Annotated in this window: 22 protein-coding genes; 16 read left to right on the forward strand and 6 right to left on the reverse strand. The window is 27.4% G+C overall.

What is annotated here, in order from left to right:
- Positions 1-6: 6 nt before the first annotated feature.
- On the forward strand, positions 7-1,197 hold the full coding sequence (metK, locus tag ATCC9714_RS03665; protein WP_057544471.1) for a methionine adenosyltransferase: 1,191 nt from the start codon (positions 7-9) through the stop codon (positions 1,195-1,197).
- A 46-nt stretch (positions 1,198-1,243) separates the two neighbouring features.
- On the opposite strand, the gene ATCC9714_RS03670 is transcribed toward metK, so the two are convergent.
- The gene (locus ATCC9714_RS03670; RefSeq protein WP_021125139.1) at positions 1,244-1,480 is read right to left on the reverse strand and encodes a hypothetical protein; all 237 of its coding nucleotides are present in this window, start codon (positions 1,478-1,480) and stop codon (positions 1,244-1,246) included.
- Positions 1,481-1,730: 250 nt separating this feature from the next.
- On the opposite strand from ATCC9714_RS03670, the gene ATCC9714_RS03675 reads away from it, so the two are divergent.
- Together ATCC9714_RS03675 and ATCC9714_RS03680 are read left to right on the forward strand one after the other, a co-directional pair.
- Positions 1,731-2,507, forward strand: coding sequence for a sporulation protein (locus ATCC9714_RS03675; protein WP_057544472.1), 777 nt, complete (start codon positions 1,731-1,733; stop codon positions 2,505-2,507).
- Between the two features lie 210 nt (positions 2,508-2,717).
- On the forward strand, positions 2,718-4,892 hold the full coding sequence (locus tag ATCC9714_RS03680) for an HD domain-containing phosphohydrolase (protein ID WP_057544473.1): 2,175 nt from the start codon (positions 2,718-2,720) through the stop codon (positions 4,890-4,892).
- A 145-nt stretch (positions 4,893-5,037) separates the two neighbouring features.
- On the opposite strand, the gene ATCC9714_RS03685 is transcribed toward ATCC9714_RS03680, so the two are convergent.
- Entirely contained in the window at positions 5,038-6,444 is a 1,407-nt protein-coding gene (locus ATCC9714_RS03685) for an alanine/glycine:cation symporter family protein (RefSeq protein WP_057544474.1), read from the reverse strand.
- Between the two features lie 338 nt (positions 6,445-6,782).
- A complete protein-coding gene (gene rbr, locus ATCC9714_RS03690; protein ID WP_057544475.1) occupies positions 6,783-8,867 on the reverse strand; it encodes a rubrerythrin in 2,085 nt (694 codons plus the stop codon).
- A 298-nt stretch (positions 8,868-9,165) separates the two neighbouring features.
- On the opposite strand from rbr, the gene ATCC9714_RS03695 reads away from it, so the two are divergent.
- The 5 genes from ATCC9714_RS03695 (at position 9,166) to ATCC9714_RS17515 (ending at position 13,384) form a co-directional block, all read left to right on the forward strand.
- The gene (locus ATCC9714_RS03695; RefSeq protein WP_021125126.1) at positions 9,166-9,495 is read left to right on the forward strand and encodes a PadR family transcriptional regulator; all 330 of its coding nucleotides are present in this window, start codon (positions 9,166-9,168) and stop codon (positions 9,493-9,495) included.
- Positions 9,496-9,498: 3 nt separating this feature from the next.
- The gene (locus ATCC9714_RS03700) at positions 9,499-10,254 is read left to right on the forward strand and encodes a permease prefix domain 1-containing protein (RefSeq protein ID WP_057544476.1); all 756 of its coding nucleotides are present in this window, start codon (positions 9,499-9,501) and stop codon (positions 10,252-10,254) included.
- Positions 10,255-10,301: 47 nt separating this feature from the next.
- Positions 10,302-11,726 carry a metallophosphoesterase gene (locus ATCC9714_RS03705; RefSeq protein WP_057545344.1) on the forward strand — a complete coding sequence of 475 codons (1,425 nt, stop codon included), beginning with the start codon at positions 10,302-10,304 and terminating at the stop codon, positions 11,724-11,726.
- 234 nt (positions 11,727-11,960) lie between these two features.
- The gene (locus ATCC9714_RS17510; RefSeq protein ID WP_021123143.1) at positions 11,961-12,440 is read left to right on the forward strand and encodes a metallophosphoesterase; all 480 of its coding nucleotides are present in this window, start codon (positions 11,961-11,963) and stop codon (positions 12,438-12,440) included.
- Positions 12,441-12,595: 155 nt separating this feature from the next.
- Positions 12,596-13,384: a metallophosphoesterase family protein gene (locus ATCC9714_RS17515; protein ID WP_244465154.1), complete on the forward strand. Its 789-nt coding sequence runs from the start codon at positions 12,596-12,598 to the stop codon at positions 13,382-13,384.
- A gap of 44 nt (positions 13,385-13,428) precedes the next feature.
- Here the strand turns inward: ATCC9714_RS17515 and ATCC9714_RS03715 are convergent, their stop codons facing one another.
- Both ATCC9714_RS03715 and ATCC9714_RS03720 read right to left on the reverse strand, forming a co-directional pair.
- The gene (locus tag ATCC9714_RS03715; RefSeq protein ID WP_021123147.1) at positions 13,429-13,671 is read right to left on the reverse strand and encodes a small, acid-soluble spore protein, alpha/beta type; all 243 of its coding nucleotides are present in this window, start codon (positions 13,669-13,671) and stop codon (positions 13,429-13,431) included.
- Between the two features lie 69 nt (positions 13,672-13,740).
- The gene (locus ATCC9714_RS03720) at positions 13,741-14,442 is read right to left on the reverse strand and encodes a helix-turn-helix transcriptional regulator (RefSeq protein ID WP_057544477.1); all 702 of its coding nucleotides are present in this window, start codon (positions 14,440-14,442) and stop codon (positions 13,741-13,743) included.
- Positions 14,443-14,593: 151 nt separating this feature from the next.
- Between ATCC9714_RS03720 and ATCC9714_RS03725 the strand changes: the two genes are divergently transcribed.
- From ATCC9714_RS03725 to ATCC9714_RS03760, 8 genes are all read left to right on the forward strand, one after another.
- Positions 14,594-15,343, forward strand: a complete 750-nt coding sequence (locus tag ATCC9714_RS03725) for a nucleotide-binding protein (RefSeq protein WP_021128806.1) — start codon at positions 14,594-14,596, stop codon at positions 15,341-15,343.
- Positions 15,344-15,386: 43 nt separating this feature from the next.
- Positions 15,387-16,274: an ABC transporter substrate-binding protein gene (locus ATCC9714_RS03730; protein WP_057544478.1), complete on the forward strand. Its 888-nt coding sequence runs from the start codon at positions 15,387-15,389 to the stop codon at positions 16,272-16,274.
- Positions 16,275-16,276: 2 nt separating this feature from the next.
- Positions 16,277-17,260 (forward strand): FecCD family ABC transporter permease, encoded by a 984-nt coding sequence (locus ATCC9714_RS03735; protein WP_054630100.1) that lies wholly within the window; start codon positions 16,277-16,279, stop codon positions 17,258-17,260.
- Positions 17,260-18,045 carry an ABC transporter ATP-binding protein gene (locus tag ATCC9714_RS03740; protein ID WP_057544479.1) on the forward strand — a complete coding sequence of 262 codons (786 nt, stop codon included), beginning with the start codon at positions 17,260-17,262 and terminating at the stop codon, positions 18,043-18,045. The genes ATCC9714_RS03735 and ATCC9714_RS03740 overlap by 1 nt, the downstream gene beginning before the upstream one ends.
- Before the next feature lie 14 nt (positions 18,046-18,059).
- A complete protein-coding gene (locus ATCC9714_RS03745) occupies positions 18,060-19,349 on the forward strand; it encodes a nitrogenase component 1 (protein WP_057544480.1) in 1,290 nt (429 codons plus the stop codon).
- The gene (locus ATCC9714_RS03750; RefSeq protein ID WP_057544481.1) at positions 19,336-20,547 is read left to right on the forward strand and encodes a nitrogenase component 1; all 1,212 of its coding nucleotides are present in this window, start codon (positions 19,336-19,338) and stop codon (positions 20,545-20,547) included. Before ATCC9714_RS03745 ends, ATCC9714_RS03750 begins: the two co-directional genes overlap by 14 nt.
- A 10-nt stretch (positions 20,548-20,557) precedes the next feature.
- Positions 20,558-21,019 carry a HugZ family pyridoxamine 5'-phosphate oxidase gene (locus tag ATCC9714_RS03755; RefSeq protein ID WP_057544482.1) on the forward strand — a complete coding sequence of 154 codons (462 nt, stop codon included), beginning with the start codon at positions 20,558-20,560 and terminating at the stop codon, positions 21,017-21,019.
- Between the two features lie 402 nt (positions 21,020-21,421).
- Positions 21,422-21,802, forward strand: coding sequence for a hypothetical protein (locus ATCC9714_RS03760; RefSeq protein ID WP_021123162.1), 381 nt, complete (start codon positions 21,422-21,424; stop codon positions 21,800-21,802).
- 148 nt (positions 21,803-21,950) lie between these two features.
- Here ATCC9714_RS03760 and ATCC9714_RS03765 read toward each other — a convergent pair whose 3' ends face one another.
- Entirely contained in the window at positions 21,951-22,916 is a 966-nt protein-coding gene (locus ATCC9714_RS03765; protein ID WP_057544483.1) for a hypothetical protein, read from the reverse strand.
- Positions 22,917-23,238 lie beyond the last annotated feature (322 nt).

Here is a 23,238-nt window from a genome sequence, read left to right on the forward strand (position 1 = left end):
TAAAAAATGGCAAGACACTTATTTACATCGGAATCAGTTACAGAAGGGCATCCAGATAAAATATGTGATCAAATATCAGATGCAATATTAGATGCACTTTTAGAAAAAGATCCACTAGCAAGAGTTGCTTGTGAGACTACAGTTACAACAGGATTGGTACTAGTAGCGGGAGAAATAAGTACTAATACTTATGTTGATATACCTAAATTAGTTAGAGAAACAGTTAAAGGTATAGGGTATACTAGAGCAAAGTTTGGATTTGATGGGGATACTTGTGCAGTTATAACTTCTATAGATGAACAATCAGGAGATATAGCTATGGGTGTTGATGAAGCTTTAGAAAATAGAAGTGGAGAATTGAGTGAAGATGAGATAGAGAAAGTAGGTGCAGGAGACCAAGGTATAATGTTTGGTTTTGCATGTAATGAAACTGAAGAATTAATGCCACTTCCAATATCTTTAGCTCATAAGTTAGCAAGAAGATTAACTGAGGTTAGAAAAAATGGAGAGTTAAGTTATTTAAGACCAGATGGAAAAACTCAAGTTACAGTTGAATATGATAAAGATAAAGCTATTAGAGTTCATACTGTATTAATATCTACTCAACATGGAGAAGATGTAGATAATGATACAATAAGAAGAGATTTAATAGAAAAAGTTATAAAAGAAGTTATACCAAGTGAACTATTAGATGAGGAAACTAAAATATACATAAATCCAACAGGAAGATTTGTTATAGGTGGACCTCAAGGGGATACAGGACTTACTGGGAGAAAAATAATAATAGATACTTACGGTGGATACTCTAGACATGGTGGAGGAGCTTTCTCTGGTAAAGATCCTACAAAGGTTGATAGATCAGCGGCTTATGCTGCAAGATATGTTGCTAAAAATATAGTAGCTGCAGGACTTGCAGATAAGTGTGAAATAGAGCTTGCTTATGCTATAGGTGTTGCTAGACCTTTATCTATATTTATAGATACTTTTGGAACTGGTAAGGTTAGTGAAGAAGTTTTAGTTGATTTAGTTAATAAAAACTTTGATTTAAGACCAGGAGCAATAATAAGGGATTTAGATTTAAGAAAACCTATGTATAAAAATGTTGCAGCATACGGACATTTTGGAAGATGTGATTTAGATTTACCTTGGGAGAGAACTGATAAAGCAAAAACTTTAAGAGAACAAGCTGAAATTTAATTTAAAAAAAGAATAAAAAAGGATGTCATTAAATTTGACATCCTTTTTAATTTGAATTTTGCATTTTACTAAATATATTGACCCCTGTTAAAACACATATTACAGATAAAAAACCTAATCTAGCCCAATTCATATAAAACCAAAAAGTACTTCCATATATTATGGGTAAAGAGGTCTTTGTTTCATTGGAAAATATAGATATATTTATAAAAATATTAGCTGATATTATCAAAGCTACAAGGCTTAAAATAAATATAATAATATTTATTAGTTTTGTACTCATAAAAGGTTCTCCTTGATATAAATAATTATGACACCAATAATTTTACCAAAATTTATGTAATTAAAGTATTAATTGAACTAAGTTTAAATTAAAAAATGCTTTATAAGATAATTAAATAAAAATTATAAAACATACATATATATGATATCACTGTAATTGATAATTTACAAATTTATAAATTTTTAGACATTATTAATGTTATAATATTAATAAACAAGTGGGGAAATATGATTTTAAATGGAAGGAATACATGAGTAAATTTAATAAATTTATGGCTTCAGCCCTAGGGGTAGGAGCTGCCAAAATAAATACTATAGTACATACTAAAAATATAATGCCAGGAAAGCGAATAGAGGGAATTTGCAAGATAAAAGGTGGTAAAGTTGAACAGTATATAGATCAAATTACAATAGGAGTTTTTACTAACTATAAAAAAGAAGTTAATGATAAAGTTATACAAGAGTATCAAAAAATACACTCTCATACTATCAAAGTAGATAGAAATGTTTTACCAAATGAAGAGTTTGAAGTTAATTTTAGCTTTATTTTATATAAGAGAGTTCCTGTTACTAAGCAAAAATGCGAGGTTTGGTTATCAACAGGATTAGGAATTGCAAATGGAATAGATTCAACTGATAGAGATTATATAAATGTAGATTACAACGAGTATATGAAAAATACAGTTGATGCTATAGGTGAGTTAGGATTTTCTCTTAGAGAAGTGGAAAATGAATATTGTAAGGCAAGATTAAATAATTTAAATTTTGTTCAAGAATTTGAGTTTGTTCCAACTAGAGGAGTTTATAGAGGTAGATTAGATGAATTAGAAGTTGTTTTTATACCTACTAATACTCATTTGGATATTCTTTTACAAGTAGATAGAAAAGTAAGAGGACTTATGAGTTTTATTAGTGAATCTATTGGGGCAGATGAAACTAATTTAAGAATAAGAATGGAAAATAGCCGTAAGTTTACAAAAGAAGAAATAAAAAGGGAAATCGAAACGGTACTTAGAAAGTATTCATAAAAATTAAAAAAATACTTATAAAGGAGATAATAAAAGTTATCTCCTTTAATTTTTTTAGATTAAAAATTTTATAGACTTTATAATTATAATTTAAAAAAATTGGGAAAATGTACTAAATTAAAATGTAGAATTTTGTTGAAAAACAGAAAAAATAAAGTTAATATTAAATACTAGGGATTTAATTAAATTTATAAATAAGGGAAGTGAGGTATGTATAAAAATACAAAAATTATAGTTACTACTACAGTAATTATCCTATTATCTACACTTGTCTTTCTTTTTTTCAATTCTAAAACGGAAATATATCTTACAAAAGAAGAAAAACAGTGGATACAAGAACATAAGGATAAAGAAATAGTAGCTGAAAGTGTGCCTAAAAATAGAATTTACTATACAAATAAAAATGGAAAAACTTTTGGAGTATTTAAAGATGTACAAGAATATATAAATCAATTGTATGATATAAATATAGTAATGAAGGATAATGTTAAAGAACCTGATATATTTTGGTCTGTTGAAACTGATGATATAAATTTAAATAATTATAAAAATTATATAAAAACAAAACAATATGATTTAGATACATTAAAGATTTATACTTCAAAAGAAATCAATTCTTTAGATGATGTAAAAAATAAAAAAATTGCCGTTCATAAGTCTTTCAATAAAACTCAAGAAACTTATGGCAAATATATGAATTTTATAGAAGTAGATGACATTAATGATATTAAAAAACTTTATGAAAATGGAGAAGTATTTGGATTTATACTAAGTTCGTCAGCTTTAAAATATTTAGACATATCTCAAAATAAAGCTGTGTACTCAAAAGATATATCTAAGGAACTTAAACTACAAATACTAGCTTACATAAAAGAAGATGAAATTTTAAAAGGACTAATAGATAAAGCTTTAAGTAGTATAAATTTAAGAAAAATGAATGAAATAAAAACCAAAAATCAAATTGAATATATAAAATATAATTTAGGGTTAAGCGAAGAAGAAAAACAATGGTTACAAAAATATAAAGAAATACCTATAAAAATTAATCATAAATTTAAACCGTATTATTATAAAAATATGTTAAATAAAAAAATCGGCATTTTAAATAGATATATATCGGAGCTAGAGTATATTTTAGGAGTTAGATTCATTGAAAGTAAAAACCAAGAACCACAACTTTATTTTGGAGTTAATAAGTCAGATAAAGAAGCAAGCAACTTAGAAATAATGAAACCGTATAATAGTTATAAATTATGTATATTTTCCAAAAGAGAAATAGTTATAGATAATTTAAATCAGTTAGAGGGCTATAAAATTGGAGTTATAGAAAATTCAGCTGAAAAATATATAAAATCTAAAGTATTAAGTTCAAAAGTTAAGAAGTATAATAGTTACGATGAAATGGTAACTGCTCTTGAAAATAATAAAATAGATTATTTATTAGGAGATTCAACTATCATGCAGTACTGTATAAAAGAAAATGACAGTATAAAGAAAATTTTTGATGTAGGTGTGGTAGATGAAATATTTTACGAATATATAGGTGTAAATAAAGATAATAAAATTTTAGTTAATATAATGAAAAAATTAGATAATAACATAAATACCGATGTATTGCCTAAGTATAATAAAAATAATGTAAATAACATAGATGATTTTGATTACTCATTTATAATGAAGGTAGTTCATATATTTTTATTTATGATAATAATAAGTTCTATATATATAATAATTTTAAGAAAAGAAATTAAGTCTAAACTTGAATTGCAAAAAAACTTAAAAAAAGCAGTTTCTGAAAACAAACAACTAGTAATGTCTTTAGTGGAAACACTAGAAGATGTAAACTCTTTAAATGATAGTGATACAGGAAGTCATATACATAGGATTTCTAAATATTGCGAAATAATAGCAAAGCGTATAACGGATGATGAACATTTTATAAGAGAGATTACTTATTTTTCATCACTTCATGATATAGGAAAGGTGGCTATACCTGATAGCATTTTAAAAAAGCCAGGAAAGTTAACAGATGAAGAAATGGAAATAATGAAAACTCATGTAACTAAAGGATATGAAATCATTAAAAAGAACAACCTAAGTGATATTGCAAATAACATAATACTTTATCATCATGAAAGATATGATGGTAGGGGATATGTAAAAGGATTAAAAGGAAACGAGATTCCTATAGAGGCTAGAATAGTTGCAATAGCAGATGTGTATGATGCTTTAAGAATGGATAGATGTTATAAAAAAGGATTTTCTCATTTAAAGGCTATGGAGATAATAATATCAGAAAAAGGTAATCATTTTGATCCAAAACTAGTTGATATTTTAGTTGATGTAAATGAAGAAATAGATAAGATATTTAGTGAAAATAATTAAAAATACATGGTCAAGTATAAATATATAAAGCCCTTAAAATACAAATAAATGAATTTTAAGGGCTTTATAATTAATAAACACATAAAGAAAATGTTTGCCTAGAAAATGATAAAATACACAAATATTAAATTTTAGAACCTAAAAGTTAATTATTTTTTGAAGTAGATTTTTTCTTTTTAGAGCTTATTCCTCCATTAACTTTAATATATTCGTTATGTACGCTTTTAACAACCCCAGTGAGAGCAAGTAATCCAATTAAGTTAGGAATAACCATAAGTCCATTAAACATATCAGACATATTCCATACAATAGAAACCTCACCTAGAGTTCCTAAAAATACACATATACAAACTAAAATACCATAAACTTTAACAGCCTTAACACCGAATAAGTATTTTATATTTGCTTCTCCGAAAAAGTACCAACCTATTATAGTAGAAAATGCAAAGAAGAACATACAAATTGCTATAAATATATCTCCGAATTTACCAAATACTGATGAAAATCCTGCTTGTGTAAGAGCTGTTCCTATTAATGAACCATCTGGAGTTACTGAACGAGTTGTGATAATGACTAGAGCTGTGAGATTTAATATAACGAAAGTATCTATAAATACTCCCATCATAGCAACAAAACCTTGTTCTGAAGGATACTTAACTTTAGCAACTGCATGTGCATGTGGAGTAGAACCCATACCGGCTTCATTAGAGAACAATCCACGAGCAACACCTTTTGTCATGGCTTTTTGAACAGTTGCACCGATAACTCCACCAGCAATTGCTTGAGGAGCAAAAGCACCAACAAATATTTCTTCAAAGGCTAAAGGAATGTTTTTAAAATTGATAAAAATGACTATTAAAGAACCTACGATATAAAATATTGCCATGATTGGAACTATAGTTTCTGTAACTTTGGCAATTCTACTTATACCTCCTGAGAATACTATAAAAGATAATATAGATAACAAAATACCAATAATCATTGGATTTAACCCAAAGGCCTTGTCAAAAGCAGCTGCAATTGAATTTGATTGTACAGCATTTCCCATAAAGCCCAAAGCTAGAATTATGAATATTGCAAATGCTGTTGCAAGAATTTTACCAAATTTGCCCTTAAAAGCAGCTTCTATATAGTAAACAGGACCACCTGTTACGGTACCATCTGTACCGATTTGCTTGTACTTTTGAGCCATAACAGCCTCTGCGTATATTGTCGCCATTCCGAAAAATGCGCTGACCCACATCCAAAAAATTGATCCAGGACCTCCAACAGCAATTGCAGTTGCAGCTCCAGCCAAGTTTCCAGTACCAACTTGAGCAGCCACTGCAGTAGCTAATGACTGAAATGGTGACATACCATCTTTATTAGCGGCTTCTTGCTTTTTAAAAAGACCGCCAAAAGTTCTTCTAAATCCTTCTCCAAATCCCCTTATTTGAATAAATCCTAATTGAAACGTATACCAAATACCTGTTCCTACCAGTAATACCAATAGAATATTCTTGTCCCACAATACACTATTTACTGATGATACAATCTTCATTAAAAAATCCATAGTAGTACCCCCTAGATATTTAAGAATAACTAATTTCCATTAGTTACCTTTATTATAGCACTATTTAAGATTTGTGAAAAATATATTAAATTAGCTAAACATTAGTATTTATAATCTAATTAAGGTATAAATGTATCAAAAGGAAATATTAATAGATATGTATATTTTGAAATTTTGTTATATAAATAGAAAAAATTTAGAAACTTAAGTTTTATATAAAGATAATAAAAATAGGTGTAATAACGATTTAAATTGCTAGAACACCTATGATTTACTATATATTAAAATAATAATACTATCAAATAATTAAAGCTTAGTTATTCATTAGTGTCATTATTTTAATAGTTTTCAGCTCTTACTTCAAAGAATCCTTGTGCATATTTACAAACTGGACATATATCTGGGGCTTTTTTACCCATTACAAGATGACCACAGTTTAGGCATTCCCACATTGTTTCTCCTGATTTTTCAAATACTTGCTTCATTTGTACATTATTTAGAAGTTTTCTATATCTATCTTCATGAGATTTTTCTATTTTACCAACTTCTATAAATTTTTCTGCTAAATCAAAGAAACCTTCTTCTTCTGCATCTTTTGCAAATCTAGCGTACATATCTGTCCATTCATAATGTTCACCTTCTGCACCATGTAAAAGATTATCACTAGTATCTCCTAAATATCCAAGTTCTTTAAACCATAACTTAGCATGTTCTCTTTCGTTTCCTGCTGTTTTTAAGAATAATTGATAAATTTGTTCATATCCTTCATTTTTAGCAACATCTGCAAAGAAAGTATATTTATTTCTAGCTATTGATTCGCCTGCTAATGCTTCTTTTAAATTTTGCTCTGTTTTAGTTCCTGAATACTTATTAGTTTCTTGTTTATCATTTTTAGAATTTGAGTTAGAATTTGTTTGACTAGCATCTTCTATTTTTACAAATGCTGATGCTGGACTTTTACAAATTGGGCACTTAAATCCTTCTGGAAGTTCTCCTTCATGTATGTATCCACATACTGTGCAACGATATTTAACTGATGTACTCATATTTTTTCCTCCTAAATAATTACTTTTATGAAAGTAAGATGTATGTAACATTTTTTCTGAAAGCTCACTTAGGGGCTTACCATAAAACTCTTCATAAAGTTTTTTAATTTCTTCATTTTCATGGCTTAAACGAAGGTCCATACTAGAATCTCTTTTATAAAGTCCTTCAATTCGCTTTTTACGAAGCTTATCACCTTTAAATTGAGTATCCTTTGGTTGTCCGCCTCCTCCAATGCATCCACCAGGGCAAGTCATCACTTCGATAAAGTGATATTTTTTATTTACATTTTTAATGTACTTAATAAACTCAGAAGCTTGTTTAGTTCCGTATATAACTGCTATGTTTATAGTGTCGTCGTTTATCTTAAAACTAGCTTCACGAACACCTTCCAAACCTCTTACGGTTTCTAAATCATAAAATAAATCAGGAGGATTTTTCTTTGTTATATATGCATAAGCAGTTCTAAGTGCTGCTTCCATAACTCCACCTGTATTACCAAATATTACACCTGAGCCAGAAGCCTCTCCCATTAATTTATCAAAGGAACTATTAACTAAAGACTTAAAGTCGATATTATTTTCTTTTGCCCAAATTGCTAGTTCTCTCGTAGTTATAACATAATCCATATCACGCATATTAGGTATATTATGATATTTTGAAGAAGCATTCATTTCATTTCTTAAAATCTCATATTTTTTTGCAGTACAAGGTGTTAAAGCTACGTTTACAATATCTGATGGATTTATTCCCATTTTATTTGCAAAATATGTTTTTATCGTAGGACCTTGCATACCTATAGGACTTTTAGTACTTGAAATATGATTTAACATATCTGGATGATAAATTTCTGCATACTTTACCCATCCAGGGCAACAACTAGTAAACTGAGGTAGAGGTTTATTTTTAGTTGTAAGGCGCTCTACTAATTCAGCAGCTTCTTCAGCTATTGTAAGGTCTGCTGCAAAGTTTGTATCTAAAACATAATTTGCACCTAGTTTTCTAAGTAGAGCGACCATTTTTCCTTCAACAAAACTTCCATCAGGCATTTCAAATTCTTCCCCAAGCGATACTCTAACAGAAGGTGAAGTTGAAAAGATGACTACTTTATTTTTGTCATTTATTGCTTCTTGAACTTTATTAAAATCATAAACTTCTGTAATACTTGATACTGGACAAACATTTGCACATTGACCACAATTTATACAAACTGCAGTATCGTTTGTATTTTCTAGAGAATAAGTTTTATTTACACCAATATAATCGGTACAAACATCTCTACAAGAGCCACATTTTATACATAAGTCTTCGTGTCTACAAATAGAAGGATTATCTGGTTCTATTGGAACACGAATATCCATTGATAGATGTTTACTCATTATTTAACCCCTTTCTTTAAGATTTATAAACGCTTTATTTAGGAATTTAAAATAGTAAAATAAAACGATTACTGTAAGAGTTATACCCGGAAAAATTTTCCATAAACAATTTGAAATTACTTAATATTATAGGTGAATATAGGAAATTATATTTATTTTATAAACTTAGATAAAGTAGTTAAGAATATAATATTTGGTAAAAATTTACAAAATATACCTTGCATAACGATGTATTATGGTTTATTATGAATATGTAATTACATCGTATAGTGAGGTATTATATAAAAGGAGGTGCATTATGGAATTAAATAAAGAAGTTTTAAAAGGTCATATAGATACTTTAATTTTAGCTATTTTAGATGAAGAAGATTCTTATGGATATGAGATTGCTAAAACTGTTAGAGAAAAAACCACTTTTGAACTTAAAGATGGAACAATGTATGTTTCTTTAAAAAGACTTGAGTCTAAAGGACTTATAAAGTCTTATTGGGGAAGTGAACAAGGTGGAGGTAGTAGAAGAAAGTACTATCATATAACTGATGAAGGGAAAGAAGCCTTGGATATAAAAGCAAAAGAGTGGAACTTTGTGCAAACTATTATGAATGAATTTTTAAAAGGGAGATTATAGGTTATGAAAATAATAGATGAATATTTAAATTCTTTGTATGCAAATGATAAAAGCCAAGAAGTAAAAGATTTAAAGGAAGAGTTAAAAGGTCATTTAGTAGCATCAACTAATGAATTTATAGCTAAGGGATATTCTAAAGAAGATGCACAGCTTGAAGCTATAAATCAATTTGATGATGGAGCCGATATGTTAAAGGATTTACATAAGGCTCTTAATGAAAGTAAAAAGGATAATGAAAGATTAAACAAAAGATTTATAAATGTTTTTAGAAATATATTTATACTGTCATTAATAGTAGGTCTTGCAACTTTGGTTTACTCAGATAGATTAGTTGATAAAGTAGAGTATCTAAGATATGATTTGCGTGGAGAACTTTACAAAGCAGGTATTGAAGACAAAATAGATAAGCCAGAAACATATAAAAAGCAACTTGAAAGTATATTAAAAGATAAAAAATTTAAATATATAAGGTTTGTTAATATTACTTTGCCTTCTGAGAAAAAACCTATTTATAGATATAGTGATGATTCAAATCAAACTAAATCTATGGCTATGAGAGGAGTAAACATAGGTATTCCAGATAAAAATGGAAGTTCAGCATACCTTGACCTTGGAATAGATTATAGACCTGTTTTAAGAGTTGGAAGTTTTTATAATGGAGTTTTCTATGTTGGAGTACTTTCTTTAATTACTTATATAGTTTTATTAGTAAGATATAAATTTAAATTTAAAAAAACTTTGATTTATAAAAAAGCTTAATGCACTAAAATTTTGGGTTAATTATTTTTGAAGGGAAAATGTTATTTATGAGAAAGAAAGTATTACTTTGGGCATTGGGTTTATCTACATTATTAATAGGCGGTTGTAAATCTAAAAATACAGCAGATATAAATATACTTGCAACTAGTGATTTACATGGTGTAATTCCTTATGAGATGGTTACATATGTTGAAAATGAAAAAAAGAAAGATAAAAATACAACAGTTGTAGATGCTGGAGATTTTCTTGGTAGTGAATTTGGAACTTCTGAAGATATGGATAAATATTTTCAGCAAGAAAAAAAAGATATTGATAATGGATTAGTTAATCATAGAGAAATACCTATTGCAAAGGAAATGAAAGAAGCTGGATTTGAAACTGTAACTCTTGGCAATCATGAATTTGTAGGTAGTAATAAAACTAAAGTAGACAATATGGTCGGTGATTTTGAAAAACAAGGAATAAGTGTTTTATCAGCAAATATCTATAAACAAAATGGAGATAGTTATATAAAACCTTATGTTATAAAAGAAATTAAAACTCCAAATGGAACAGTAAAGTTAGGTATATTAGGCCTTACTATTAAGGAAGTTGGAGAAAAAATAGATTATGTAGATGGAAAGAAAGTTACTGCTAAGTCTTTAGAATTAAAAGATCAACCAGGGTTTAAAGATAAATTATATATGAATGATTTGGTAGAAGATGCTAAAAAATGGGTTAAAGTTATGAAGGAAAAAGATAAGGCTGATATTATTGTAGCTGTAGCACACACTGGAGAAAAGCCAAAGAAACCTAAAAACCCAGGAAATAGAATACAGGATTTAGCTCAAAATGTCGATGGGATTGATGCAATTGTTGCAGGTCATAATCATGTTGAGATTAAACAACATGATTATAAGAATAAATCTGGAGAAACTGTTATAGTTACAGAACCAGGAAAACATGGAGAGTGTATGTCTAAAATTAATTTAAAGGTTGAAAAATCTAAAGATGGTTGGAAAGTTGACAGTAAGTCTAGTGATATTGTTCAGTTTGAGAAAAGTAAGAATATAAATAAAAAGTTATTTGACAATAGTGTAAAGTTTATGATGGGAATAGAGAGCATAAGTGAAAAGATAGGTGAGAATATAAGTTTATCAAAGACAAATGATTTAAGATGGGATAAAGCTTATGTGTTTAAACCTGAGACGCCTAGAGAAAAGATATATGATATTGTAGGATATAAGTTTGCAAGAATTACAGAAACAGATAATGTTTATAGAGTTATTCTTATGGATAAGGGCAAGGTTGTTTTTTATTCAGATTGGACTAATTATTTAATGCCATATACTATGGATTTTGATAATGCTAATTTTAAATATGGAGTTTTTGTTATGACTCCTGGTAAAAATGATTATTTTAAAGTATCTAAAGGAGATAAAAATCCATATAATGATATTTATTCAGTTAGACTTATCTATCAAAAAAAATAAAAAGTATAAAGAAAATAAAGCCATAAATATTTTTAAAAATATTTATGGCTTTATTTTCTTTATATTAGAATTTTAAATTACAGTAGAAAAATTTAATTAGTAGTAAAAATTTTTCACTATTTATGTAGAATTATCAATAAGATATATATTAAAATTAAGGTAAAGCTTAATTTGTAAAAAAAGCTTAGTATATTGAAAGTTTGTATTAATTAATTTTGGGGGAAAATATTACGTATGAAAAAGAAAGCATTACTTGGGGCATTGTGTTTATCAACATTCCTAATAGGAGGGTGTACATCTACAAAAACAACAGATATAAATATATTAGCAACTAGTGATTTACATGGTGTAATTCCGTATGAGATGGTTACATATGTAGAAAATGAAAAAAAGAAAGATAAAAATACAACAGTTGTAGATGCAGGAGATTTCTTTGATAGCGAATTTGGGACTTCTGAAGACATGGAAAAGTTTTTTAAACAAAGAAGAAAAGATAGTAACAATGGAGTAGTTACTCATAGAGAAATACCTATTGCAAAGGAAATGAAAGAAGCTGGATTTGATACTGTAACTCTTGGAAATCACGAATTTGTATCTAATGATAAAACTAATTTAGATAATATTATATATGATTTTGAAAAACAAGGTATAAGTGTTTTATCCGCAAATACTTATAAAAAAATGGAGATAGTTATACAAAACCTTATGTTATAAAAGAAATTAAAACTTCAGAAGGAACTGTAAAGTTAGGTATATTAGGCCTTACTATTAAAGAAGTTGGTGAAAGTAAGGATTATGTAGATGGCAAATTAGTACCTGCTAAGTCTTTGGAGTTAAAGGATCAGAAACAGTACAATGGAGAGCTATATATGAATGATTTAGTAGAAGATGCTAAAAAATGGGTTAAAGTTATGAAGGAAAAAGATAAAGCTGATGTTATTGTAGCTGTAGCACACACTGGAGAAAGGCCAAAGAAACCTAAAAATCCAGGTAATAGAATACAGAATTTAGCTCAAAATGTTGATGGTATTGATGCAATAGTTGCAGGTCATAATCATGTTCAGATTAAACAACATGACTATAAGAATAAATCTGGAGAAAACGTTATAGTTACAGAACCAGGAAAACATGGAGAGTGTATGTCTAAAATTAATATAAAGCTTGAGAAATCTAAAGATGGCTGGGAAGTTGCTAGTAAGTCTAGTGATATTGTTCAATTTGATAAGGATAAAAATACCAATAAAAAATTATTTGATAACAAGGTAGCAGTTATGATGGCAATAGATGATGTAAGTGAAAAGTTAGGGGAAAAGATAAGTTTATCAAAGATAAGTGATTTAAAATGGGACAAAGCTTATGTATTTAAACCTGAAACGCCTAGGGAAAAGATATATGATAAAGTAGGATATAAGTTTGCAAGAATTACAGAAACAGATGATGTTTATAGAGTTATTCTTATGGATAAGGATAAGGTCGTTTTTTATTCAGACTGGCAAAGTTATTTAATGCCATATACTATAGATTTTGATAATGCTGATTTTAAAGATGGAGTTTTTGTTATGACTCCTGGTAAAAATGATTATTTTAAAATTGCTAAGGGAGATAAAAATCCAAATAACGGAATTTATTCAACTAGACTTATCTATCAAAAAAATTAGACATTTAGTGAAAAAGGGTATCGTGAAATACGATACCCTTTTTGTTATTTATCTTTATACATTTGTAAAAGAATTTCTTCACCTTTAGAAACTAATGATTTAGTCATAGCTCCTCCAACTTGTTCTCCAGCGAGAACATTTTTAGATATTCCTTCTAGTGTGTTTTGAGGAGCATTACTTTCAATTTTATCACTAACTGGATTATAGTTATATCCCTGTTCATTAGCAATTTCCATTTTAAGCATATTTAAAGCTTTTTTTGCATTTTGATTAACTGGCTTATTCATAACATACATCCTTTCATTTGTTGTATTTATAAAATAGGATATACGTAATTAAGAATATAATACGAAATATTATATTTTTTGCCTATATTCTTTAGGTGTTACTCCGTTATATTTTTTAAAAATAGAAGTGTAGTAGGTATGGTTGTTATAACCAACTGATAAAGCTATATCTAAAATAGAATCATTATTTTCAGTTAGATATTCCTTACTTTTTTCAACTCTTATTCTATTTAAAAAATCAGAAAAAGTATAACCTGTTTCTTTTTTAAATATATGGCAAAAATAACTTTTGTTTAATTTAAGATGATTACAAACTGTTTCTAAATTTATATCATTATAATAATTTCTATGTATAAAATCTATAGCCTCTTTTATATAAGAACTAAAATTATTTTTTTTATAAATTCTATCCTTTATCATACCTTCTAGCATTGATGATATATAATCTATACAAGAATAAGGTTTAAAAGGCATATCGATTTCATCAAAAGTATTTTCGCTTTTAAATGGACCTACAATAAAGTAATTATTCTTTTTATGTTTCCCAAGTACAGGGATTACTATAAAGTGAATACTTTTAAAATAGTTAAGTTTTATTGTAGATGATACATCACTTTTAATTTCATTTATAACTTCTAACTCATTAAACATATCTAAAAAACTATCACAGTATCCCTTACTAGTTATAAATTTTAGATTTTCATCTAAAATTTGAATCGGTATTTTTAAGCAATCGTAAAAATCGCATAATATACTTTCCAATGCTCCCATAAATCACCCTCCGTGTAATACAAATATATTTATAAAAATAAAAAATATAGTTAAAGAAATAATATTCAATAGATAATAAAATGTAATTGTAAATGATAATTAATATCAAATAAACATATAAATATTATGAAAGAAATCGGGGAGAAAGTCAATGAGAAAAATTGCTATATATGGAAAAGGTGGAATAGGTAAATCTACTACTACATCAAACTTATCAGCAGCTTTATCAAGCTTAGGTTATAAAGTTATGCAAATAGGTTGTGATCCAAAAGCTGATTCTACTAAAAACTTAATGAAAGGTGAATTCATACCTACAGTATTAGATGTAATGGATAAAAAAGGTGATGACGTTAAATTAGAAGATATTGTATTTGAAGGATATAATGGGGTTCTTTGTGTAGAGGCAGGAGGACCAACACCAGGAGTTGGATGTGCAGGTAGAGGAATAATAGCTGCTTTTGAAAAGCTAGAAGAATTAAATGCATTTGAAAATTATAAACCAGACATAGTTATATATGATGTACTTGGAGATGTTGTATGTGGTGGGTTTTCAATGCCAATAAGAAATGGATACGCTAAAGATGTTTATATAGTAACATCAGGAGAAATGATGTCTATGTATGCGGCAAGTAATATTTCAACTGCTGTAAACCAATTTAAAAATAGAGGATATGCATCTTTAAAAGGTCTTATATTAAATGCTAAAAATGTTGAAAATGAAATAGATTTAGTTGAAACTTTAGCAAATGAAATAAATAGTGAAGTATTTCATTATGTACCAAGAGAAAGAATGGTTCAAATATCAGAAAATGATGGAAAGACTGTTATAGAAAAAGATAAAGAGTGTGAAATGGCAAATGTTTATTTAGAACTAGCTAGAAAAATAATAAATCAAAAATAATAAAACAAATAAAATAAAATGAAAGTCTATGGAGGAAAATATTATGAAATTTAGAAAGTTAGCATCAGTATTTATGGTATCTGCATTATTTTTAACAGGATGCCAATCAACTAGTGGTAAAAGCCAAAAGGAAGAAACTACAGAAAAAAAGCCTAGTGTTGTAGCGGCAACAGTATCTGGGGCTCAAGTTTTAGATAAATTAGATGCAAATGTTGTAGGAGTTCCTACTACTAAAATGACATTACCAGAAAAATTAAAGGGGCTTCCAGAAGTTGGGCAGGCAATGAGTCCTGATTTAGAAATAGTAGCATCATTAGAACCAGATGTATTTGTTATGGATAATATGTTTAAAGAAAAAGTTGAAGAAAGTATGAAAAAGTATGATTTAGATACTTTCTACTTTGACACAAGTACATACACAAACTTTTTAACTAGTATAGAAAAACTTGGAGCTAAAATTGGTCAAGAAAAAGAAGCTACAAAAGTTATAAATGAATTAAAAGATGTAGAAAAAGAAGCTGTTAAAAATAAAAAAGGAGAAGCACCTAAAGTAGCAATAATATTTGGTGGAGGAGAAAACTTCATGTTAGCTACTGAAAGTTCTTACTTAGGAGACTTAGTTAAAACTGTTGGAGCTAAGAATATAACTAATAATTTAGATACAAGTGTAAAATCTCCATATATACAATTTAGTTTAGAACAAATATTAGAACAAGATCCAGATTATATATTAAGATTTGCTCATGGTGAAATAGAACAAACTAAAAAAGCTTTTGATTCAGCATTTGATAAAAACCCAGCATATAAAGAATTAGACGCTGTAAAAAACAACAAAGTAATAGACTTAGACCCAAGTATTTTTAACGTATCTGCTAACTTACAAGTTAAAGAAGCTATAAAAACTCTTGGAGAAACATTCTACGGTAAATAATTATGAAACTTAATAAAAAGTACTTAACAATAGGAATATCATTAATATTATTGATTGTACTCTTAGTTTTATTAACTACTGTTGGAAGTGTAAATTTAAGCTTTGGAGAAATTATCAGTGCACTTATTAATGATGATAATAAAATGGTAACTACCATAGTTTATAAAATGAGATTACCAAGAAATATACTGGCTGTATTAGTTGGAGCAAACTTAGCTGTAAGTGGTATTTTACTTCAGTCAGTTATGAAAAATCCATTGGCGGACCCTGGGATAACTGGGGTTTCCACTGGAGCTAGTGTTGCAGCAATTATTATACTACTAGTTGCACCTCAATTTACAAGTATATTACCTATAGCTGCTTTTATAGGAGGGGCTATAGCTTGTATGTTGGTATTTTTAATGGCTTATAAAAATGGGTTAAAGCCAGGAAGAATAGTTCTAGCAGGGGTTGCTATAAACACTATATTAGGAGGGGTAATATCATATTTATCAACTATGTATAGTGATAGAATCCAAAGTGCTATGCTTTGGTTAAATGGTAGCTTGGCTACTAAAACTTGGGCAGATGTTGAAATGTTATTTGTATATTCAATCGTAGGGCTTATAGTATCATTACTACTTATAAGAAGTGCAAATGTATTACAATTAGGTGATGATGCAGCTACAAATTTAGGATTTAATGTTAATTTAACAAGACTGTTAATATCAGTAGTTGCAGTATTTTTAGCGGCAACTTCAACAGCAGTAGTTGGAGTTATAAGTTTTGTGGGACTTATAGTACCTCATATTTCAAGAATGTTAATGGGAAGTGACCATAAATTTACTATCCCATTTAGTATTATATTGGGAAGTATGGTGCTTTTAGTTGCAGATACTTTAGGTAGAACTATAGGCGGAGCAGTGGAAATACCAGTTGGGGTAATAATGTCTATAGTAGGAGGTCCATTCTTTTTATATCTATTAAGAAAGAGAGGTAACTTTTAATGATTAGTTGTAAGAATTTAAAAGTTGGATACGAAGAAAAAATAATAATTGAAAACCTAAGCCTAAATATTAAAAAAGGAGAAGTAGTATCTATAATAGGACCTAATGGATGTGGAAAATCTACACTACTTAAAAGTTTATCTAGGATGATAAAACCAGTAAGTGGTGATATATATATACAAAGTGAAAATATAAAAAGTTTAAAAAACAAAGCTATATCTCAAAAGATGTGTTTATTGTCACAACACAATGATGCACCAGGAGACTTAACTGTTGAAGAACTAGTTTATTTTGGTAGAATACCTCATAAAAAATGGTATGAAAGTAAAAGTAAATCAGATGAAGAATTAGTTAATTGGGCAATAGAAAATACAGGATTAACAAGATATAAAAACACTCCTATAAGTTCATTATCAGGAGGGGAGAGACAAAGGGCATACATAGCTCAAGCCCTTTGTCAAAAACCAGATGTTCTTTTACTAGATGAGCCAACTACATATTTGGATATATCTTATCAACTTGAGCTTATGGAATTAGTAAGAGAAATAAATGAAAGACTTAATATCACTATAGTTATGGTACTTCATGAACTAAATCAAGCAAGTAAGTATAGCGATAGACTTATTATTATGAAAAGTGGGGAAATTGTTTCTGATGGATGTCCAAAAGAGATAATAAATAAAGAAATTATTAAAAAGGTATATAACATAGATTGTGATATAGATAATGATCCGATCTCTAATAAACCAAGAATACATCCTATTCAAACAATAAAAGTCGCTTAGGGAAAGGAATAAATATGTATAGTTTAGACGTTTTAAATAAATTAGATGAAATAAATGATGATAAAGATATAAAATCTTTATCCCATGCAATATTTCCAGGGACACACTGTCCATTGTTTGGGGTAGCACTTACAGCAAGTTATATAAAAAATATGCCACTAGTAGTAGTTGGAACTAGTGAATGTACATATTACACTAAAAACTTTGCATATCATAGGCAAAAGGGTAAGGATAGTGTATATTCAATAGCACTTAAAGAAAAAGATGTAGTATTTGGAGCACAGAAAAAGGTTGAAAAAGCTATAAAGCAAATTATAGAAATAGAAAATCCAGATGCAATAATGATAGTTACAACTTGTGTTCCAGAACTTATAGGAGAAGACTATTCATCTATTGAGTACAGTTTAAGTGAAGAAGTTGATATACCAATATTTGTAGTAAATACAGAACATTTTAAATGTAATTCACATATTCCGGGAATGACTAGGGCTTTAAAATCATTAGGAAGTGCTATGAAAAAATCGGATTTAAAAGAAGGTATAAACATATTAGGTCATAGACAAAGTGAAGTTGAAAAAACTGAATTAGTTAAATTACTAAAAGATCAAGGGATAAAAATAAATACAGTTATACCATCTAAGTGTGATATAGAAGATATAAAAAATGCTACAAGTGCAAAGTTAAATATAGTGACTGATATGATAGCACTAGCTTTAGCTGAATATATGAAAAATAAGTTTGATATAGATTATATATACTTTGATAAGCATATGAACAAAGAAATAATATTTAAAAACTATGAAAAGCTAAGTGAAATATTAGGAATAAACTTAAATGAAAAATTAGAAAAAGAAAGAAAAATATATGATGAGCTGTTCTTAACTTTAAGTGGAATTTTAAAAGATAAGAAATTAATATATGGAAATACTCCAATGATGGCTTTTGAAACAGTAGATTTTTTAAGTGATTTAGGAGCAATACCTGTATTTGTTCAAGTTAGAGAATTATATGAACAAGATAAGATCTTTAAAGATAATTTAATCAAAAAAGGTCACAATCCATATATAAGTAGAATAGCAAATATTGCTCCACTAAGACATTTATACGATACAATAGGAGCAAATATTTATATAGGACATGAAAATCCTATGCTACTTAAAGAAAAAGGACTTATGCAGATAACTCTAGATTCTCATGCACAAAAAATTGGATATGAACTACCAATAGGTATGATGAAGGATTTAATAAAACTATTTGAAATGAAAAAAGAACACAAAGGAGGGATGATGCATGGAGGCTTATAAGTATTTTCCTGTAGCAAATGATAGAATGGGTATAATTTGGACACTATCTTCTATAAAAGATGCTTGTATTGTAGAGTTTGGACCAGCTGGGACAACTCACTATGCAATTGAAGGTATAGGAAGTCTAAATGGAGAAGATGAAGCAAAAGTATATTCTACACATATGGACCAAAGTGATGTTACTTTTGGAAAGTATGAAAGACTTGAAAAAGCTATATTAGAAATTGATAAAAATATTTCACCTAAGTATATATTTGTCATGGCATCATCAATATCATCTATTATCGGAGCTGACATAATAAGTGTGTGTGATACTTTAAAAGATTTGACAAATGCAAAGTTAATTCCAATAACTACTGGAGGTTTAAAAGATGATTATAATACTGGAGTAGAGTATGCTCTAGAGTTATTAGCTTGTGAGATTGTAAAGGATAACAATATCGATATAAATAAGTACAACATATTAGGGGCTAATATTGATAAGTATAATTATTTATCTGATGTAAAAGAAGTTGAAAGAATTATGAATAATTTATTTGATAAAAAATTAAATACAACTTTTACAGCTAATACAAGTATAGATGAAATTGAAGAAGCTTCAAAAGCATCATTAAATATAGTTATTAGAAAAGAAGCTTTAAAAGCTGCTGAGTATATGAAAGAAAAATATAACATTCCCTATATTTATAAGAATTTATATGGTTTGAAAAATACTATTAAATTTATAGAGTCTATAAAAGCAATTGATGGGTATATATTAAATGAAGTAAGATACAATGAAGAAATTAATTTTGTTAAGAAGAACATGTTTAGTATAAAGAGAAAGTTTTATTTCTATGATAAAACTAAAGACTGTGCTGTGTTTGGGGATTATGATACAGTTATTGGAATTAGTGATATGTTAAATGAGTTTGGATTTAATGTTGATAGAAAAGAAATTCTTTATAAGACTAATTGTGAAGATGAAGATGTTTTAATAAGTACCTCGGAGTTAGATAGAATGAAGTATTTAAAAGATAAAGAATTATTAATGCTTTTAGGAGATGGGCCAAGCTTAGATATGGTTCATAATTCAAAACTGGATTTACAAGTTAGTAATCCAAACCTAGAGAAGATAAACATATATCCATATACTCCATTTGTTGGGTTTAGAGGATGTTTATATATAATGGAAAAAATATTAAATATAAAGGCTTAGGAGAGAGAATATGCAAAATTTATTAAATATACAAAAGAGTTTAATGATAAGTTCATTAAGTAAGGAAAATCAACCAGAGATAAGTTATGCTCCTTTTATAATGAAGGATAATAATTTATATATTTATATAAGTAAGACTGCTAGTCATTATCAAAATCTAATTGATAATAGTAATTGTTCAGTTATGGTTATTGAAGATGAAAGTACATGTAAGACTGTATTTGCAAGACAAAGAGTAAGTTTTAGTTGTGAAGCAAGTATTTTAAAGGAAAATGTAGAGGTTGTGTTTGAAGAGTTTGAGAATGTTCATGGATCTCAAATGATGACGGTTTTAAAGAATTTAGATTTTGATATATTTAAGTTGGATATAAAGAAGGGAAGACTTGTTAAAGGGTTTGGGCAAGCTTTTGATATTTTAGTTAAAGATGGTGAGTTTGAGTTAAATCAAGTTGTTGGGGATGGGCATAAGTAAACTACAACTATAAGGCTTTTAGTGGCAGTAGCTTTATAGCACCTTCCTTCACTGAAAGCCAAAGAGCGGCTTTAACGTTTCGTCAGGTTGCTATAAACCTACTTGCCACTACTTCGATTAGCAATTTAAAAGAGGGTATCGTGAAATGCGATACCCTCTTTTGTATTTAACTATTTAGATTTAACAAAATATGATAAAATAGATTTAACAATATATTTTGAATATATAAAAAATTAAACAAGGGGGAAAAGGATGGTTATAAGTTTTTATAACTCTAGGGAAGATTATATAAAGCATTTGAACTACTCAAATATATTAATTTCAAAGGTTTTAAGTATTTTATTTGTACTTTTTTTATTTTTTAAATCCATAAGTATGATTTTAAAATTCAAGGGGTTATTTATGATTATTGCTTTTTTTACAGCATTAATTATATGTTTTTTAGGATATATAATTTGTAAATTTGCATTAAAAATGCTTAATCATATATTTGATAAACTATGTTTAGAAAGAAATTTAAATAAAGTTCTTAGCAATTATCCTAATATGATAGGAAATAAAATTATAGAAATTAATAATGATAAACTTATTATTATATCTAATGATGAACGTTTAGAATACGATTATCCTAAGCTATTTGTAAATACTTCTCATAAAGATATTATAGATATAGCATATGATAAAAAAATATTATGTACAATACCGATAAGTGTATTTAAAAGTACTGATGAAAAAGATGAATTTGTTAATCTACTAAAAGAAAGAATAAAAAGTTCAAAATAAAATTAAAAAAGCTAAATAATATAGAAATTTTATTATAATCAATATTGTTCGGAAATTATTTAATTTATATTTTATGTAGGGTTTAAATGGGGATAGAAATTTAGAAAATATAAAAGAGGGTATCGTGTTTTACGATACCCTCTTAAATTTAATTATATTCTCTTAAAAAATCTATAAATAATTTTTTTGCATCATCAGGGTTAGGCTTTTCCACACTTATAACATGACCTGTTTCACCATAAGTTAAATTATATTCTTGTTTATAATGTTTTTGAATATCCCATCCTATATCTTTAGAATCCTTAGTTTTTGTAATTATAAGGTCTTTAACTGTTTTTACATTTTTTTTATCGCTTAAATTAATTGTATTTATTTTTTCGTACTTATTAAATACAACAGTAATATATTCATATTCGTTAACTTTTATTTCAAATGTTGATCTGTCTTTATCATATGGATTTTCTAATTTTTTAAAACCTGAATTAAACTTAACTAAATCTTTACTTGTAAAACTATCTTTAGATTCTATTGCTTTAATTAAATTCAAATAAATTTTATATGTATCAGGATTAGATTTATCTAATTTAAATATTTTAGATGTTTTATCTAAATCCTTAATTGACTCTGTAGATACTTGTAGTGAAATGGATTTTTTATTAGTTGAAGGATCTAAATTACCTAATGTAATTGAATTTATACTGGAGTTTTTATTATTAATTTTATATTCAACATTTCGAGCATAATAAGATTCTTTTCCATCTATTTTATTGTAATAAATTTTTATTTGCTCATTATTTTTTTCATATATATCAACTATATCATTATTACCTAAGCGCTCAGTTTTTACTAATTTTAAATCTTTAATTTTACTTCTTAGATTTTCTACAGATATATCTTTATCCATAAATTCAATTAAATCAAAAAAGGTATTTTGAAATTTACTTAACTTATGATTATTTGAAACTTTATTTTCAGTTGTAAGTGCATAAGATACAAATAAATTGTTTTTGATATTTGGATTTATAACAGGAGATAATGCTCCAATAGTTAATATACCTATAGTTGTACATATTAATTTTTTACCTTTAGTTTTTTTCATAAGTTTTACATTCATACTTTATCCTCCATATATTTTTATCTTTTATAAGAGTTTTAAATCTAAGATGTTTATTTTGATAGGTTAAAATCATAAGGGTTAATAGTTATTTAAAAAGCTTTTTAGAAAATATTTATTTGAAAATTATAATTGGGATTTTATTATGTATGTTTAGAATATATTTTCAACTAATCTAGAAATTAGTGTATTCATTATTTTTTGTCAGATACTTAAAAGCTTAGAATTTATTTACTAGTTGTTTTTATATTTCTCCACAGCAACTTTAAAACCTTTAATTCTTCTTTAGATAATTGAAGTTTATTTTTCAATATATTTATAT

Source organism: Paraclostridium sordellii (assembly GCF_000953675.1).
In the GTDB taxonomy this organism is placed as follows: domain Bacteria; phylum Bacillota; class Clostridia; order Peptostreptococcales; family Peptostreptococcaceae; genus Paraclostridium; species Paraclostridium sordellii.

What these genes read in the sequence shown, in the direction of transcription:
- ATCC9714_RS03675 (WP_057544472.1), top strand. Translation starts at nt 1,731, where the DNA reads ATGAGTAAATTTAATAAATTTATGGCTTCAGCCCTAGGGGTAGGAGCT.
- ATCC9714_RS03765 (WP_057544483.1), bottom strand. Translation starts at nt 22,916, where the DNA reads ATGAATGTAAAACTTATGAAAAAAACTAAAGGTAAAAAATTAATATGT.
- ATCC9714_RS03740 (WP_057544479.1), top strand. Translation starts at nt 17,260, where the DNA reads ATGATTAGTTGTAAGAATTTAAAAGTTGGATACGAAGAAAAAATAATA.
- ATCC9714_RS03700 (WP_057544476.1), top strand. Translation starts at nt 9,499, where the DNA reads ATGAAAATAATAGATGAATATTTAAATTCTTTGTATGCAAATGATAAA.
- ATCC9714_RS17510 (WP_021123143.1), top strand. Translation starts at nt 11,961, where the DNA reads ATGAAAAAGAAAGCATTACTTGGGGCATTGTGTTTATCAACATTCCTA.
- ATCC9714_RS03725 (WP_021128806.1), top strand. Translation starts at nt 14,594, where the DNA reads ATGAGAAAAATTGCTATATATGGAAAAGGTGGAATAGGTAAATCTACT.
- ATCC9714_RS17515 (WP_244465154.1), top strand. Translation starts at nt 12,596, where the DNA reads ATGAATGATTTAGTAGAAGATGCTAAAAAATGGGTTAAAGTTATGAAG.
- ATCC9714_RS03755 (WP_057544482.1), top strand. Translation starts at nt 20,558, where the DNA reads ATGCAAAATTTATTAAATATACAAAAGAGTTTAATGATAAGTTCATTA.
- rbr (WP_057544475.1), bottom strand. Translation starts at nt 8,867, where the DNA reads ATGAGTAAACATCTATCAATGGATATTCGTGTTCCAATAGAACCAGAT.
- ATCC9714_RS03705 (WP_057545344.1), top strand. Translation starts at nt 10,302, where the DNA reads ATGAGAAAGAAAGTATTACTTTGGGCATTGGGTTTATCTACATTATTA.
- ATCC9714_RS03760 (WP_021123162.1), top strand. Translation starts at nt 21,422, where the DNA reads ATGATTATTGCTTTTTTTACAGCATTAATTATATGTTTTTTAGGATAT.
- ATCC9714_RS03680 (WP_057544473.1), top strand. Translation starts at nt 2,718, where the DNA reads ATGTATAAAAATACAAAAATTATAGTTACTACTACAGTAATTATCCTA.
- ATCC9714_RS03695 (WP_021125126.1), top strand. Translation starts at nt 9,166, where the DNA reads ATGGAATTAAATAAAGAAGTTTTAAAAGGTCATATAGATACTTTAATT.
- ATCC9714_RS03685 (WP_057544474.1), bottom strand. Translation starts at nt 6,444, where the DNA reads ATGGATTTTTTAATGAAGATTGTATCATCAGTAAATAGTGTATTGTGG.
- ATCC9714_RS03745 (WP_057544480.1), top strand. Translation starts at nt 18,060, where the DNA reads ATGTATAGTTTAGACGTTTTAAATAAATTAGATGAAATAAATGATGAT.
- ATCC9714_RS03715 (WP_021123147.1), bottom strand. Translation starts at nt 13,671, where the DNA reads ATGAATAAGCCAGTTAATCAAAATGCAAAAAAAGCTTTAAATATGCTT.
- ATCC9714_RS03735 (WP_054630100.1), top strand. Translation starts at nt 16,277, where the DNA reads ATGAAACTTAATAAAAAGTACTTAACAATAGGAATATCATTAATATTA.
- ATCC9714_RS03730 (WP_057544478.1), top strand. Translation starts at nt 15,387, where the DNA reads ATGAAATTTAGAAAGTTAGCATCAGTATTTATGGTATCTGCATTATTT.
- ATCC9714_RS03670 (WP_021125139.1), bottom strand. Translation starts at nt 1,480, where the DNA reads ATGAGTACAAAACTAATAAATATTATTATATTTATTTTAAGCCTTGTA.
- ATCC9714_RS03720 (WP_057544477.1), bottom strand. Translation starts at nt 14,442, where the DNA reads ATGGGAGCATTGGAAAGTATATTATGCGATTTTTACGATTGCTTAAAA.
- metK (WP_057544471.1), top strand. Translation starts at nt 7, where the DNA reads ATGGCAAGACACTTATTTACATCGGAATCAGTTACAGAAGGGCATCCA.
- ATCC9714_RS03750 (WP_057544481.1), top strand. Translation starts at nt 19,336, where the DNA reads ATGGAGGCTTATAAGTATTTTCCTGTAGCAAATGATAGAATGGGTATA.